This window comes from Thiobacillus sp., from assembly GCF_018780105.1.
GTDB lineage: Bacteria > Pseudomonadota > Gammaproteobacteria > Burkholderiales > Thiobacillaceae > Thiobacillus.
Genome location: NZ_JADMKC010000007.1, coordinates 155525 through 170971, shown reverse-complemented (window position 1 = coordinate 170971; position 15447 = coordinate 155525). Strand labels below are relative to the sequence as shown.

Sequence of the window (15447 nt, the reverse complement as noted above, 5' to 3'; positions counted from 1 at the left end):
AATTCAAGCCCTTCGATACTCGCCATGAGCCATTCCGCCCTTGACCGTGTTGCCCGCTGTTCGCGTTTTGGCCGCCGCCTGCTGGAAGCGCAGCCGCAGTTGGCCGACGCGGTGGCCGCATGGATTGAACAGGGGGTCAGTCGCGAGGCGATGCAAACATTTCTGGCCGAGCCGCCGCCGGCGGACGAAGCGGGCTTGCACCAGCGGCTGCGCCAGTTGCGGCAGCGCATCTGGCTGGCCATCACGGCACGCGATCTGGCAGGTACGGCTGATCTTGCCGAGGTGACCGCGGCCTACAGCGCGTTGGCCGAAGTCTGCACCACGACAGCCCTCGCGTTTCACCACGCCGTGCTCGCCGAGCGCCACGGCGAACCGCGCGACGCATCCGGCCAGCCGCAGCAGCTGGTGGTGGTCGGCATGGGCAAGCTGGGCGGCGGCGAACTCAACGTGTCGTCCGACATCGATCTGATTTATCTCTACCCCGAGGAAGGCAATACCGACGGCGGTACTTCATCCACGCCGAGACCCCTCACCAACCATGAGTTTTTCATACGCCTGGGACGCAAGCTCACCGCCGCGCTGTCGGAGAACACCGCCGACGGCTATGTGTTCCGCGTCGATCTGAGGCTGCGTCCGTGGGGCGACTCGGGACCATTCGCAATGGGCTTTGCGATGCTGGAGGACTATCTGGTGGCGCAGGGACGGCCATGGGAACGCTACGCCTGGATCAAGGCGCGCCCGCTCACCGGCACGCATCACGATGCGCTGATGGAGATCGTGCGGCCCTTCGTGTTCCGCAAATACCTCGACTTCGACGCCTTTGCCGCGATCCGCGACCTGCACGTGCAGATCCGCCGTGAGGTTGCGCGCCGCGAGATGGCGCACAACGTCAAGCTGGGGCCAGGCGGCATCCGCGAAATCGAATTCACGGCGCAGGTATTTCAGCTGATACGCGGCGGCCAGATTGCCGCGCTGCGCCAGCGCCCGACGCTGACGGTGCTGGCCGAACTGGCGCGTAGCGGGCTGATGACGACGGACGCGCAGCAGGAACTGGCCGCCGCCTACGACGTCCTGCGCCGGGTGGAACACCGCCTGCAATATCTCGACGACGCGCAAACCCAGTTGTTGCCGGACGATGCCGCGTCGCAGGCGATGCTCGCCGAGTCGATGAACCTGCCCGACTACGCCGCGCTGATCGCCATGCTGGACCAGCATCGCCACAAGGTGACCCGCCATTTCGAGCAAGTGTTCGCCGCCCCGCAAACCGACCAGAACAGCCACCCGCTCACTGCGGTGTGCTGCGGCACGGCGGACGCCGCCACCACGCATGCCCTGCTGGAAAACGCCGGCTACGCCGATCCGGACCGGGTGCTGGCGCTACTCGATACGCTGCGCCAGCACGTGGCGCGCCTCAGCGAATCGACCCAGCAGCGGCTCAACACGCTGCTGCCGCCCGCGCTCGAAATCATCGGTAGCCAGCCCGATCCGCTGGCCACGCTGGAGCGCTTTGCCACGTTGCTGCAGGCCATCGCGCGGCGCAGCACCTATCTGGCGCTGCTCGGCGAATACCCGGCCGCCCTGCGCCAGCTGGTGCGCCTGCTGGCGGCCAGCCCGTGGGCGGCGCAGATGATCACGCGACAGCCGCAACTATTGGACGAGCTGATCGCACCGCAACATCTGATGCAACTGCCCGACTGGACCCAGCTGAGCGCACAACTGCACGCCGAACTCGATGCCCGCCCCGGCGACACCGAAGCGCAGATGGACGCGCTGCGCCGCTTCAAGCAGGTGCAGACCTTGCGCCTGCTGGCGCAGGACGTGGCGGGCCGGCTGACGCTGGAAGCGCTGTCGGACCATTTGTCGTATCTGGCCGCCACGCTGCTCGCCGAAACCCTCGCGCGCTGCTGGGGTGGACTGACGATCCGCCATCGCGACAGCCCGCGTTTTGCCATCGTCGGCTACGGCAAACTCGGCGGCAAGGAACTCGGCTACGCCTCCGATCTCGACCTGGTTTTTCTGTACGACGATGACGATGCACGTGCGCAGGAAATCTATGCGCGCCTGGCTCAGCGTATCAACACCTGGCTCGGCACGCTCACCTCGGCCGGCATGCTGTACGAAACGGATTTGCGGCTGCGCCCGGATGGCGCGTCGGGACTGCTGGTCAGTTCGACGGCTGCCTTCCGCGACTACCAGTTGCACCACGCCTGGACCTGGGAGCACCAGGCGCTGACGCGGGCGCGCTTTGTCTGCGGCGATGCAGCCATCGGCGCCCATTTCGAGGCCTTGCGCCGCGAAATCCTCTGCGCACCGCGCGATACCGCCAGGTTACGCGACGAAGTGCTGGCCATGCGCGAGAAAATGCACGCGGGCCATCCCAATGACAGTGGATTGTTCGATCTGAAACACGATGCCGGCGGCATCGTCGATGTCGAGTTCAGCGTGCAGTACTTGCTGCTGACACACGCCCACGCCTTTCCCGAGCTCAGCGACAACGTCGGCAACATCGCCCTGCTCAAACGCGTCGCCACGCTCGGCCTGCTGCCCGAAGGCGTCGCCCTGCCCGCAGCGGATGCCTACCGCGAACTGCGCCGCCTGCAGCACCAGATCAAGCTCGCCGGTGCCGAGCATGCGCACGTCGACGCGACCAGCGTGGACGGCCATCCGGCCGCGGTGCGCGCGCTCTGGCAGGCGGTGTTTTACCCGGCCTAGCTGCGGCCCGCGATCAGCCGAACAGGCCGCTGAAGAACAGGCGGATGCTGTCCCACACGCGGCGGAAGAAGCCGCCCTGTTCCACTGCTTCCAGCGCGATCAGATCAACCGACTTCACCACTTTGTCGCCGCGGCGGATCTCAACCTTGCCGATCACCGCGCCCGGCTTCAGCGGCGCAATCAATTCCGGGTTCACCACGGTCTGCGTCGTGAATTGAGCCGCATCACCACGCGGCATGCTCATCGAAACATCGGCATTCACCCCGGCTTTGACCGTGCGCGCGGCGCCTTTCCAGACCTCCGCCTCGGTCAGCACCGCGCCTTTCCTGTAAAAGGTTTTGGTCTCGAAAAACAGGAAGCCGTAACCCAGCAGCTTGGCGGTTTCGGTGGCGCGTGCGGCTTCGCTGTCGGTGCCGAACACGGCGGCGATCAGGCGCTGATCGTTCTTTTTGGCCGACGCCACCAGACAGTAACCCGCCTCTTCGGTATGCCCGGTTTTCAGGCCGTCGACGCCGTCGTTGCGCCACAGCAGCAGGTTGCGGTTGGGCTGCTGGATGCCGTTCCACAGAAAATACTTCTGCGCGTAGATCGCGTAGTGCGCCGGGTCGGCATTGATGATGGCGCGCGCCAGAATGGCCATGTCGCGGGCCGTCGAGTAATGGTCAGGTGCGGGCCAGCCAGTGGCATTCGAAAAATGGCTGTTGCTCATGCCCAGGCGTTTGGCCTCGCCGTTCATCAGCGCGGCAAAGGCTTCCTCGCTGCCGGCGATATGTTCGGCCAGCGCCACGCTGGCGTCGTTGCCCGACTGGATGATGATGCCGTGGAACAGATCGTTGACCGACACCTGCTTGCCGACGTCGATGAACATTTTCGAGCCGCCCATGCGCCAGGCTTTTTCGCTGATGGTGACCTGTTCGTTTTCCTTCAGTTCGCCGCGCTGGATTTTCAGGGTGGCGATGTAGGCCGTCATCAGCTTGGTCAGGCTGGCGGGCGGCAGGCGCTCGTCGCCCAGCTGGTTGACCAGAACGGCCCCGCTGGCAGCATCCATCAATATGTAGGATTTGGCGGCGAGGGGCGGCGGCGGCGGGGTAATCTGCGCGCTCCATGCCGTGGGGACGATCAACAGGGTGAACAGCAATACCAGGCGCTGCAGGAAATACGGGGTCATCATCGGTGTCGTAATCACGTAAAGGGGATTTTTGAGGGCTGAAAGTGCTCATTCGCGCGGGCTTGACGCGCGGACTTGAGGATACACCGAGCCGCCGCCCCGAAACAGTCCGGATCGCCCCTGTTAAACTCGCGTCAGTCACTTTTCTGTCCCTATCCATGCTTTATTCCTTTCTGCGACCCGCCCTGTTCAGCCTCGATCCCGAAGACGCACACGGGCTGACCCTGACCAGCCTCGATCTGGCGCAACGCCTCGGCCTGCTCGGGCTGCGGCCCAGTGCAACGGGGACACCGGTGCACGTGATGGGCCTGAACTTCCCGAATGCCGTGGGACTGGCGGCGGGGCTCGACAAGGACGGCGCGCATATCCAGGCACTGGCGGCGCTGGGCTTCGGTTTCATCGAAATCGGCACGGTGACGCCGCGCCCGCAAGCCGGCAACCCGAAGCCGCGCCTGTTCCGCCTGCCGGCGGCCGAAGCCATCATCAACCGCATGGGCTTCAACAACCTGGGCGTCGACAATCTGGTGAAGAACGTCGAAGCCGCGGGCTACCAGGGCGTGCTCGGCATCAACATCGGCAAGAACAAGGACACGCCCAACGAGCACGCAGTGGACGACTATCTGACCTGCCTCGACAAGGTGTATGCGCACGCCAGCTACGTGGCGGTGAACATCTCGTCACCCAACACCCAGAACCTGCGCGAACTGCAGAAGGACGAAGCGCTCGATGCGCTGCTGTCCGCGATCAAGCTGCGTCAGTCCGAACTTGCGCAGCGCCACGGCCGCTATGTGCCGATCGCGCTGAAAATTGCACCCGACCTCGACGACGCCCAGATCGCCGCGATCGCCGCGCTGCTGATGATGCATCGCATTGACGCGGTGATCGCCACCAACACCACGATTGCGCGCGATGCGGTGGCCGGGCTGCCGAATGCGGGCGAGGCCGGCGGCCTCTCCGGCGCGCCGGTACGCGCGGCCGCAACCCGCGTGGTGGCGGCGCTAGCGCATCACCTGAAAGGCGAAGTGCCGATCATCGGCGTCGGTGGCATCCTGTCGGGCGACGATGCCCGCGAAAAAATCGCGGCGGGGGCCTCGCTGGTACAGCTGTATTCCGGGCTGATCTATCGCGGCCCCGATTTGATCCGCGACTGCGTGCTGGCGCTCAAGTCATGAGCCTGCGCCTGATCGCCGCCCTGCTGTCGGGCCTGCTGCTGCAGGCAACGGCCCATGCCCAGGCGCTGGAACAGGCCGTCATCACCCACTTCGCCCAGCCTGGCCTCGGCGCCGACCAGCTCGGCGTGATCGTCAACGACGACGACCCCGACAGCGTCGCCATCGCCGCTTATTACCAGGACAAGCGCAGCATCCCGGCGGCCAATCTGATCCATGTCCGCTTCAAGCCGGGCAGCAGCACCCTGAGCCGCGAGGAATTTGCCCGGATCAAGCGCCAGGTCGACCGTGCCGCCCCCAAAACCGTACAGGCATTCGCGCTGACCTGGGCGCAGCCCTACCGGGTCGATTGCATGTCGATCACCTCCGCCTTCGCTTTCGGCTTCAACGCCGCCTATTGCGCCAGCAGCTGCAAGCCGACCCGCATCAGCCCCTACTTCAACAGCAACGTGGCGCAGCCGTACAGCGCCTACGCCATGCGCCCGACCATGAGCCTGGCCGCCGCCAGCGTGGCCGAGGCCAAAAAACTGATCGACCGCGGCCTCGCCTCCGACAACAGCAATCCGGCAGGCACGGCCTATTTGATGAGCACCTCGGACAAGGCGCGCAACGTGCGGGCGGCCGGTTTCGATGCCTTGCGCACCCTGATGAACCCCATCATCCCGACCGACATCGTCAAAGCCGATGTACTGAGCGACAAGCAGGACGTGATGTTTTATTTCACCGGCCTCACCCATGTGTCCGCGCTCGACAGCAACACATTCTTGCCGGGCGCCATCGGCGACCACCTCACGTCGGCCGGTGGCGTGCTGTTCGGCGGCGGGCAGATGAGCAGTCTCAAATGGCTGGAAGCCGGCGCGACCGGCAGCTATGGTGCGGTAATCGAACCCTGCAATTACCCGAACAAGTTCCCTATCCCCGGCGTGGTGATGGCGCACTATTTAATGGGCGAAACCCTGATCGAGGCGTACTGGAAAAGCGTGCAGATGCCGGGACAGGGCATCTTCATCGGCGAGCCGCTGGCCCGTCCGTTCGCCGGTGTGGCCACCCGCGCAGGCGACAACGGACTGAGCGTGTCGGCACGGGTGATCGCACCCGGGCTGTACGACGTGCAGGCCGCGCCGTCGATGATGGGACCGTACCGCACCGTCGCCCGCCTGCCGGTCGGCTGGGGCACCCGCGAGCTCAAGCTCGGCAAGGTGCCGCCGGCGTATTACCGCTTCGAGCGCCGCGCCGAAACCGTGCCCACCCCATAAATCAAATCACGGAGCTCATCCGCATGCACATCGGCATCCCCAGGGAAATCAAGAACCACGAATACCGCGTCGCGCTCACCCCGGCAGGCGCACGGGCACTTGTCGCCGCCGGACATGCGGTCAGCGTCGAAACCGGCGCAGGTGTGGGCTCCGGCTTTGCCGACGCGGCCTATCGCGCCGCCGGCGCCAGCATTGCCGCCAGTTCGAAAGACGTGTGGCAGGCCGGGCTGGTGCTCAAGGTCAAGGAACCGCAGGCGGTGGAAGTGCCCCATTTGCGCGACGGCCAGATCCTGTTCTGTTACCTGCACCTCGCGCCGGCCCCCGCGCTGGCGCGCAGCCTGATGGCCAGCGGCGTCAGCGCCATCGCCTACGAAACGGTCAGCGATGCGGGCGGCGGCTTGCCGCTGCTGGCGCCGATGTCCGAAATCGCCGGCCGGCTGGCGCCGCAAATGGGCGCGCTCGGCCTGCACTCCAGCAACGGCGGCAGCGGCGTACTGGTCAGCGGCATGCCGGGTGTGCCGCCGGCGCACATTGCCATCATCGGCGCCGGCATCGTCGGCATGAGCGCAGCCCGTGTGGCGATCGGCCTCGGCGCCCGCGTCACCCTGCTCGACCGCGTCGCCGCGCCGCTTTCCCGCGCCGAACAAAACTTTGGTGCGCGCGTCGAAACCCGCTACTCGACGCCCGACGCCATTGCCGACACGCTCCCCTGCGCCGACATCGTGATCGGTGCAGCACAGATTCCAGGCCGCCATGCACCGCGCCTGATTTCGCTGGCCCAGCTCAGGACCATGCGGCGCGGCAGCGTGCTGGTCGATGTCGCGATCGATCAGGGCGGCGTGGCCGAAACCTCCCGCCCCACGACCCACAGCGATCCGTTTTTCATTGCCGAAGGCGTGGTGCATTACTGCGTCGCCAACATGCCGGGTGCGCTCGCACGCACCGCAACCGAAGCCCTCACCCACGCCACCCTGCCGTATGTGCTGGCGCTGGCCGCGCAGGGGCTGGCAGCGCTCGACGCCGATTCCGGACTGAAAGCCGGCCTGCAAATCCACGCCGGCGCCATCACCCACGCCGGACTCGCAGAAGATCTGGCGGGGGCCTGAGCCCCGTGCCGCAGCGCCAAATCGCTGCGCAATCAGACAACTAGCAACATCCCATATCTTTCCTAAGATGCGCTAGGTGCGACAACTTGACACAGAATTAAAAGAAGATATATTTATCTGCATATACGAACGTGCAGTGACGTTCGTATAGACCAATTTGAGTAATCAATCACGGGAGACGTGTATGGAAGCGACAACCTACAACTATAAGGTCGTCCGCCAGTTCGCCATCATGACGGTGGTGTGGGGGATAGTCGGAATGCTGGTCGGGGTCATCCTGGCAGCAATGCTGATCTGGCCGGAAATAACCTATGGGATCGAATGGCTGTCGTATGGCCGTCTGCGTCCGCTGCATACCAATGCGGTGATCTTCGCCTTTGGCGGTTCGGGGCTGTTCGCCGTCTCGTACTACATCGTGCAGCGCACCTGCCAGGTGCGGCTGTGGGCAGAGGGCCTGGCGGCCTTCACGTTCTGGGGCTGGATGGCGGTCATCGTACTGGCTGCGGTCACCCTGCCGATGGGCTTCACCAGTTCCAAGGAATACGCCGAACTGGAATGGCCGATCGACATCCTGATCACGCTGGTCTGGGTGGCCTACGCGCTGGTGTTCTTCGGCACCATCGCCAAGCGCAAGACCAAGCACATCTATGTGTCCAACTGGTTCTTCGGCGCCTACATCCTGACCATCGCGATTCTGCACATCGTCAACAACATGGAAATCCCGATCGCTTTCTTCGGTGGCTCCATGCTCAAGTCCTACTCCGCCTACGCCGGCGTGCAGGACGCGATGGTGCAGTGGTGGTATGGCCATAACGCGGTGGGCTTCTTCCTCACCACCGCCTTCCTCGGCATGATGTACTACTTCATTCCGAAGCAGGCCGGCCGTCCGATCTACTCTTATCGACTTTCAGTTGTCCACTTCTGGTCGCTCAACTTCATCTACATGTGGGCAGGTCCGCACCACCTGCAGTACACCGCGCTGCCCGACTGGGCGCAAAGCCTGGGCATGGTGTTCTCGCTGATGCTGCTGGCTCCGAGCTGGGGCGGCATGATGAACGGCATCATGACCCTGTCCGGCGCATGGCACAAACTGCGCACCGACCCGATCCTCAAGTTCCTCGTTACCGCGCTGTCGTTCTACGGCATGTCGACCTTCGAAGGCCCGATGATGGCGATCAAGACGGTGAACGCATTGAGCCACTACACCGAATGGACCATCGGCCACGTGCACTCCGGCGCGCTGGGCTGGGTGGCGATGATCACCATCGGTTCGATGTACTACCTGATTCCGCGCCTGTTCGGCCGCGAATCGATGTTCAGCACCAAGCTGATCGAATGGCACTTCTGGCTCTCCACCATCGGCGTGGTGCTGTATATCGCCTCGATGTGGATCGCCGGGGTGGCACAGGGCCTGATGTGGCGCGCTTCGAACGCCGACGGCACGCTGACCTACAGCTTCGCCCAGGTGCTCAACACCATGTATCCGTTCTACGGCATCCGCCTGCTGGGTGGCACCCTGTTCCTCAGCGGCATGTTGATGATGGCCTACAACGTCTGGCGCACCGTGCGCATCGGCCGTGTCGTCAACGACGCAGCCATTCCGCAAGCCGTTCACGCCTAAGGAGACCGAACATGTTTTCGCATGAAACTATTGAAAAGAACCTCGGCCTGCTGATCGTGCTGACCATCCTGGTGGTCAGCGTGGGCGGTCTGGTGCAGATCGTGCCGCTGTTTTTCCAGACCTCGACCACCACCCCGGTGGCCGGCCTGAAGCCCTACACCGCGCTGCAACTGTCGGGCCGCGACATCTACATCCGCGAAGGCTGCGTCGGCTGCCACTCGCAGATGGTGCGTCCGTTCCGCGCCGAGACCGAGCGCTACGGCCACTATTCGGTGGCGGGCGAATACGTCTACGACCGGCCGTTCCTGTGGGGCTCCAAGCGCACCGGCCCGGATCTGCAGCGCGTCGGCGGCCGTTATTCGGACGCCTGGCATATGGCGCACCTGAACAATCCGCGCGACGTGGTACCGGAGTCCAACATGCCGGCCTATCCCTGGCTCGACCGTCCGCTGGAGGACGCGTCGATCCAGGCCAAGATGCGCGCGCTGAACGCGGTAGGCCACGGCTACACCGAGCAGGAAATCAGCGAAGCGCCCGCCGCGCTGGAAGGCAAGACCGAGCTCGAAGCGGTCATCGCCTACCTGCAGAGCCTCGGCATCCACGCCCCCAAAACCTGAGGAACGGCACATGGATAGCGGAACCCTGAGCGGCATCGCCACCGTTGTCTGCCTTGCAACCTTCATCGGCATCGTCTGGTGGGCGTACAGCAAGGACAACAAGCAGCGGTTTGAAGAAGACGGCAAGCTGCCCTTCGCTGACGACGACGTACCTGCCAAATAAGGAGACAAGCAATGAGCGACTTTACTAGCGGCTTCTGGCCGCTCTACATCAGCCTGATCACGGCGGTGAGCATCATCGGCACCTGGATTTTCCTGCGCTCGCACACCACCCGCAAACTCGCGCCCGGTGAAAAGGCCGAACTGATCCAGCACACCTGGGACGGCGACCTGCAGGACTTCGACAACCCGCTGCCGCGCTGGTGGCTGGGCCTGTTCTACGGCACCATGATTTTCTCGGTCGGCTACCTGATCCTGTGGCCGGGCATGGGCAACTTCGAAGGCGTGCTGGGCTGGTCTTCGCGGGGCGAGTACGAGGCTGAGGTGAAAGCCGCCGAAGCCAAGTTCCAGCCGGTCTATGCGGGCTTCATGAAGCAGGATATCGCAACGGTTGCCGCCAATCCCGAAGCGCGCGCCATCGGCAAGAATCTGTTCCTGACCTACTGCTCGCAGTGTCACGGTTCGGACGCGGCCGGCGCCACGGGTTTCCCCAACCTGACCGACAGCGACTGGCTGTATGGCGGCGATCCCGCCACCATCCAGGCCACCCTCACCAACGGCCGCGGCGGCGTGATGCCTGCGCTGGGCGCTGCCATCGGTCCGGAAAAAACCAAGGATGTCGCGAACTACGTGATGTCGTTGTCGGGCCGCAAGCATGACGCTACGCGCGCAGCCTCCGGCCAGGCGGTGTTCGCCGAAAACTGCGCCGCCTGCCACACGCCGGCCGGTACCGGAATGCAGGCGCTGGGCGCGCCCAACCTGACCGACAAGATCTGGCTGTATGGCGGCAGCGAAGCCACCATCATCGAGACCATCACCAAGGGCCGCAACGGCGTCATGCCCGCCATGGCGCAAACCCTGGGCACCACGTCCAACAAGGACGCCAAGCTGCACCTGCTGGCGGCCTATGTGTACGGGCTGTCGCAAAAGCAGTAAGCAGTGAACAGCGTTGCCGGAGCAATCCGGCAAGCTGCCTGAGCGTATTGGCCAAGCGCCGATCTAGTATGCTCAGGCAGCTCAGACATCTCTGGTTAAGCGCAACGTGACCGACGAAAACAAACCCGCCTCCGCAGAAACGCCGATCGAGCAGCAGCTTTATGCGATCCGGCAGACCATCCAGACACGCGCGGTGCACGGCGTATTCGCCAACTGGCGCGTTGCGCTGGTGCTGATCACGCAACTGGTCTATTACGGCCTGCCCTGGCTGCAGTGGGAAAACCGCCAGGCCGTGCTGTTCGATCTGGCGGCGCGCAAGTTCTATATCTTCGGCCTGGTGTTCTGGCCGCAGGATTTCGTCTATCTCACCGGCCTGTTGATCCTGGCGGCGCTGTCGCTGTTCCTGTTCACCGCGGTGGCCGGACGGCTATGGTGCGGCTACGCCTGCCCGCAAACCGTGTACACCGAAATTTTCATGTGGGTGGAAAGCTGGCTGGAAGGCGACCACGTCGCGCGCAAAAAACTCGACGCCTCGCCGTGGAATGCCAACAAGCTTAAAAAACGCGGCCTCAAACATGTCGCGTGGTTCGCGCTCGCGCTGTGGACCGGCTTCACCTTCGTCGGTTACTTCACGCCGATCAAGGAATTGGCGGTTGAATTTGTCAGCTTCGGCCTCGGTCCGTGGGAAGCCTTCTGGATTTTCTTCTACGCCTTCGCCACCTGGGGCAACGCCGGCTTCATGCGCGAGCAGGTCTGCAAATACATGTGCCCCTATGCACGCTTCCAGAGCGTGATGTTCGACTCCGACACGCTGACCGTGACCTACGACAACTCGATCGGCGAACCGCGCGGTCCGCGCAGCAAGAAAACCGACTACAAAGCCGCCGGCCTCGGCACCTGCGTCGACTGCAACGTCTGCGTGCAGGTCTGCCCCACCGGCATCGACATCCGCAACGGCCTGCAATACGAATGCATCGGCTGCGCCGCCTGCATCGATGGCTGCGACCAGATCATGGACAAGATGGGCTACCCGCGCGGCCTGATCCGCTACACCACCGAAAACGTGGTGAAGGGCAAATACCCCGACAGCGGCATCCTCAAGCACATCCTGCGCCCGCGCACCATCATCTATACCGTGCTGCTCACGGCCATCGCCAGCGCGTTTCTCTATAGCCTCGCCACCCGCGTGCCCTTGCGTGTCGACGTCGTGCGCGACCGCGTCGCCCTGTCGAAGGAGACCGACGAGGGCATGATCGAAAACGTCTACCGTCTGCAGCTCATCAACAAGGACGACCAGACCCACCGCTACACGATCCAGGCTGAAGGCATCAACGGCCTGCAGGTGGTGACCGCCAGCCGCGAGGTGTCCGCCGCACCGCTGCAGACCATCGACATCCCGGTCAGCCTGATTGCCGACCCGGTCGACCTGAAGGGCCGTTCGATCGAGGTGACGTTCAACATCCGTTCCACCGACGATCCGGGCATCCATACCGAAGTCGGCACCAAGTTCTTCAACCGTTGATCGCCATGAGGAATGACGCCGTGATGAATACCACCCTGCAACCCAAGCCCTGGTACCGCGAGTTCTGGCCGTGGTTCCTGATGAGCCTGCCTGCCACCGCCGTTGTCGCAGGCATCACCACGGTCGTGATTGCAGTGCAAAGCGCGGACGGCATGGTGGTCGGCGATTACTACAAGGCCGGGCTGGCCATCAACCAGACGCTGGCGCGCGACAACGTCGCCTACGCGATGGCGCTCAGTGCCACCGTCCGCAACGAGGATGGCACGCTGCGGCTGGCCCTCGGCGGACGCTTACCCGCCTACCCCGAACAGCTGAGCCTAAGTCTGGCGCATCCCACCCGCTCCGGGATGGACCAGGCTCTGACGCTGCATCATGCGGGCGACGGGCTGTATCGCGTCGCCATGCCTAGCCTGCCTGCCGGCAAATGGCACGCCGAACTGGCCGATGCAGCGTCTACCTGGCGCGTGTCCGGCATCCTGCATTTGCCGTTGACGCAACCCGTCACCCTATCCGCTTCCACCGTTCGACCACTACCACAAGGAGACTGACATGAACGCTGCACTCGACCTCTTGTTCACCAGCGGAATTGGCCTGTTGAGCCTGTTCACCATTATCTTCATCATCGGCATGGGCTTTTTCATGGTGAAGCTGGTCAAGCGCAAGATGAACGAACCGGAAGAATGATCCGGCTCAAACGATCAACCCGAGTCCGCCCCTGCTCACGCAGGCCGGATCGATGAGGAGGAAGCACCCATCATGCTGCAGCGCCTGATCCACATCCTGTGGCCATCCTTCCTTGTGGCGGGGGTGGCCGACATCCTCTTCACCACCCTGTTCGACCCGCTGGAAATCCTCTACCGCGGCGAACCTCTGATCGAGCAGCGCCTGGCCGCCTACACGGTCGGTTTTTTCGTATTCTGGCTGCTGGGCATCGCGTCCTCCGCCATGACCTGTTACTTCCAGCGCAGCGCCGACGAAATCAACCGCTGTCCGCTGCCCCCGCGCAAGCGTCCCGAGGGCTGCCCCAAGCGGGATGACGGCAGCAATTGCTGCTGAGCTGAGCGCGCGCCCGCTTACAAGGCCCGCCGTTCTCGCCTCACGGCGCAGCGGCTGGGTAGACCCTATTCTGTTAGTGATATTTATAAATGCGAAGCGACCCCTTTGGTTTCGTCGGCCAGATGCTGCCGCAGTTCTCTCAGGTCAAGTGACCGGTCAATCCTGCGGAGGGGGATGATTCATGGCCCGACTCATTTTGGGGCTATGCGTCACGCACGATTTCACGCTGCAGTATTTCCAGCTCATCCAGAATACGGATGAACTTTTCACCAAATGCCGTAACCCGATACTCGACACGTGGTGGAGATTCGTCGTAGGCGACGCGATCGATGATGCCAAATTCTATGTTTTTACGTAGGCACTCGTTGAGTACTTTCGTCGTCAGCCCTTCAACGTTACGCACCATTTCGCCTGGCCGGTTGATGCCGATCGCCAGTAGTTGATAAACGGTAAGAGACCATTTACAGCCATAGATGGTCTCAACCATGCGTGCACTCCGTTCAGGAGCGGATTTTCTGGAAAATTTTTTGTCTTGATTGCTCATCAACTTGTACCGATTAGTACCTGACGCACCTCTTTGTGCCTGCTTTTCATAGAGCGTCCTGGCTTCCTAATATGCGGCCTCCCGTGACTTTTGATAAGAGGTGGTGTGATGGAAAATTCTGTACAACCCTTGGCCCTGATTGTGGGTGGATCCAGTGGAATGGGCTTTGCGACGGCAAGGATACTGATGAATCAGGGTATCAAGACAGTGATTGTGGGCAACGCATCCGAAAAGCTGGATAAGGCACAGCGTGATCTTTCGGCCTTTGGCAATGTCGAGGCAATCCAGGCTAACTTGTACGAACCAGATGGGGTGCAACGCATCGTTGCCTTTGCCGAGAATAAAAATTGCCACATTAAATACCTGGTGAATGCGGCGGGCTATTTCAAGCCGTCGTCTTTCCTTGAACATGACCACAAGACCTATGACACATATCTGGATCTGAGCCGTGCCTTGTTCTTCATTTCGCAGGCAGTGGCCAGAAACATGGCAGCGAACGGCGGCGGATCGATTGTTCATATTGGCTCAATGTGGGCAAAACAGGCGATCAAGGCGACACCATCTTCTGCGTATTCGATGGCGAAGGCCGGACTGCACGCACTCACGCAACATATGGCGATGGAGTTGGCCGACCTTAATATCCGGGTAAACGCAGTTTCGCCTGCCGTGGTTAAAACGCCGATTTATGAATCATTCATTGATCCAGAAAAAATTGACGAAACACTTTCCTCATTCAACAGCTTTCATCCGATCGGCCGGATTGGCACTTCGGATGATGTTGCAAAAACCATCGCATTCCTTCTCGGTGACGATGCCAGTTGGGTGACAGGTGCAATATGGGATGTCGACGGTGGTGTGATCGCGGGACGCAACTGATACGTAATACCACTGGAGATATCGCCATCAGGATTCGGAAATCACCTGATGGCTGATTCAATGTTTTGGCATTCAGCAAGCTGCCGACTTAGGCCGAAAAGGCATCGGCACCGGGCAGCGCCTCCGTCGTTCGCGCCCGCTAAACCCCAGGCTGCAGCAGATCGATCCGGAAGTCCGCCTCGTAAGGCGGCACATTGCATTCAATGATGTCGGACGGCGCCACGTCGAGGCGCACGCCGACAATATCGGTGCGCACCGGCAATTTTGCCACGCCGCGATCGACCAGCACCACGGTGCGAATTTCGGCGGGTTGTTTGCCGGCCAGATATTCCACCGCGCGCAGCATCGAATGGCCGCGATACATCACGTCATCGACCACCAGCACGGTCTGGCCTTCGAGATTGATCGCGGCGTGAACCGGGTTTTCGGTCAACCGGGTTTCCGGATACAGCAGGGTCAGGTCATCCGCATAACGCTTGATTTGCAAGTCCAGTCTCGTGCACTCGGTCAGGCCATAGTTCTCTGCCAGATGTGCGTGCAGCCTATCGGCCAGCGGCGTGCCGCGCCGCAGAATGCCCACGATCACCACGCGGGTTCGCCCCGTCAGCAAACCCGCCGCCTGGCGCGCCATGTCGGCAACGATGGCTTCCAGTTGGACCTCGGTGTAAAGGCAGGTCCGCCTGCCCGCTACCGTATTCATGTCCA

Annotated in this window: 16 protein-coding genes; 13 read left to right on the top strand and 3 right to left on the bottom strand. The window is 62.6% G+C overall.

The annotated features are described in order from the left end of the window. Positions 1–24: 24 nt before the first annotated feature. Positions 25–2712, top strand: a complete 2688-nt coding sequence (gene glnE, locus IV098_RS07345; RefSeq protein WP_296887585.1) for a bifunctional [glutamate--ammonia ligase]-adenylyl-L-tyrosine phosphorylase/[glutamate--ammonia-ligase] adenylyltransferase — start codon at positions 25–27, stop codon at positions 2710–2712. 13 nt (positions 2713–2725) lie between these two features. Here the strand turns inward: glnE and IV098_RS07340 are convergent, their stop codons facing one another. Then, positions 2726–3883, bottom strand: coding sequence for a D-alanyl-D-alanine carboxypeptidase family protein (locus tag IV098_RS07340; protein ID WP_296887583.1), 1158 nt, complete (start codon positions 3881–3883; stop codon positions 2726–2728). A gap of 155 nt (positions 3884–4038) precedes the next feature. Between IV098_RS07340 and IV098_RS07335 the strand changes: the two genes are divergently transcribed. From IV098_RS07335 to IV098_RS07285, 11 genes are all read left to right on the top strand, one after another. After that, positions 4039–5052, top strand: coding sequence for a quinone-dependent dihydroorotate dehydrogenase (locus tag IV098_RS07335; protein WP_296887581.1), 1014 nt, complete (start codon positions 4039–4041; stop codon positions 5050–5052). Continuing rightward, on the top strand, positions 5049–6305 hold the full coding sequence (locus tag IV098_RS07330; RefSeq protein WP_296887579.1) for a TIGR03790 family protein: 1257 nt from the start codon (positions 5049–5051) through the stop codon (positions 6303–6305). The genes IV098_RS07335 and IV098_RS07330 overlap by 4 nt, the downstream gene beginning before the upstream one ends. A 23-nt stretch (positions 6306–6328) precedes the next feature. Then, positions 6329–7411: an alanine dehydrogenase gene (ald, locus tag IV098_RS07325; protein WP_296887577.1), complete on the top strand. Its 1083-nt coding sequence runs from the start codon at positions 6329–6331 to the stop codon at positions 7409–7411. 184 nt (positions 7412–7595) lie between these two features. Further along, positions 7596–9032: a cytochrome-c oxidase, cbb3-type subunit I gene (ccoN, locus tag IV098_RS07320; protein ID WP_296887575.1), complete on the top strand. Its 1437-nt coding sequence runs from the start codon at positions 7596–7598 to the stop codon at positions 9030–9032. Between the two features lie 11 nt (positions 9033–9043). Next, positions 9044–9649: a cytochrome-c oxidase, cbb3-type subunit II gene (ccoO, locus tag IV098_RS07315; protein WP_296887573.1), complete on the top strand. Its 606-nt coding sequence runs from the start codon at positions 9044–9046 to the stop codon at positions 9647–9649. 10 nt (positions 9650–9659) lie between these two features. Then, complete coding sequence (locus IV098_RS07310; protein WP_296887571.1) at positions 9660–9812, top strand: cbb3-type cytochrome c oxidase subunit 3; 153 nt, start codon at positions 9660–9662, stop codon at positions 9810–9812. 11 nt (positions 9813–9823) lie between these two features. Continuing rightward, positions 9824–10744, top strand: a complete 921-nt coding sequence (gene ccoP, locus IV098_RS07305; protein ID WP_296887569.1) for a cytochrome-c oxidase, cbb3-type subunit III — start codon at positions 9824–9826, stop codon at positions 10742–10744. 106 nt (positions 10745–10850) lie between these two features. Further along, complete coding sequence (gene ccoG / locus IV098_RS07300; RefSeq protein ID WP_296887567.1) at positions 10851–12266, top strand: cytochrome c oxidase accessory protein CcoG; 1416 nt, start codon at positions 10851–10853, stop codon at positions 12264–12266. A gap of 23 nt (positions 12267–12289) precedes the next feature. Continuing rightward, entirely contained in the window at positions 12290–12814 is a 525-nt protein-coding gene (locus IV098_RS07295; RefSeq protein WP_296887565.1) for a FixH family protein, read from the top strand. Position 12815: 1 nt separating this feature from the next. After that, positions 12816–12950, top strand: a complete 135-nt coding sequence (locus tag IV098_RS07290; protein WP_296887563.1) for a DUF3149 domain-containing protein — start codon at positions 12816–12818, stop codon at positions 12948–12950. Positions 12951–13022: 72 nt separating this feature from the next. Beyond that, complete coding sequence (locus IV098_RS07285) at positions 13023–13322, top strand: hypothetical protein (RefSeq protein WP_296887561.1); 300 nt, start codon at positions 13023–13025, stop codon at positions 13320–13322. 202 nt (positions 13323–13524) lie between these two features. Here the strand turns inward: IV098_RS07285 and IV098_RS07280 are convergent, their stop codons facing one another. Next, entirely contained in the window at positions 13525–13809 is a 285-nt protein-coding gene (locus IV098_RS07280; protein ID WP_296887559.1) for a helix-turn-helix domain-containing protein, read from the bottom strand. A gap of 165 nt (positions 13810–13974) precedes the next feature. Here IV098_RS07280 and IV098_RS07275 point away from each other — a divergent pair, with 165 nt between their 5' ends. Then, positions 13975–14742 (top strand): SDR family NAD(P)-dependent oxidoreductase, encoded by a 768-nt coding sequence (locus IV098_RS07275; RefSeq protein WP_296887557.1) that lies wholly within the window; start codon positions 13975–13977, stop codon positions 14740–14742. A gap of 139 nt (positions 14743–14881) precedes the next feature. On the opposite strand, the gene IV098_RS07270 is transcribed toward IV098_RS07275, so the two are convergent. After that, positions 14882–15442, bottom strand: coding sequence for a bifunctional pyr operon transcriptional regulator/uracil phosphoribosyltransferase (locus IV098_RS07270; RefSeq protein WP_296887555.1), 561 nt, complete (start codon positions 15440–15442; stop codon positions 14882–14884). Between the last annotated feature and the right edge of the window lie 5 nt (positions 15443–15447).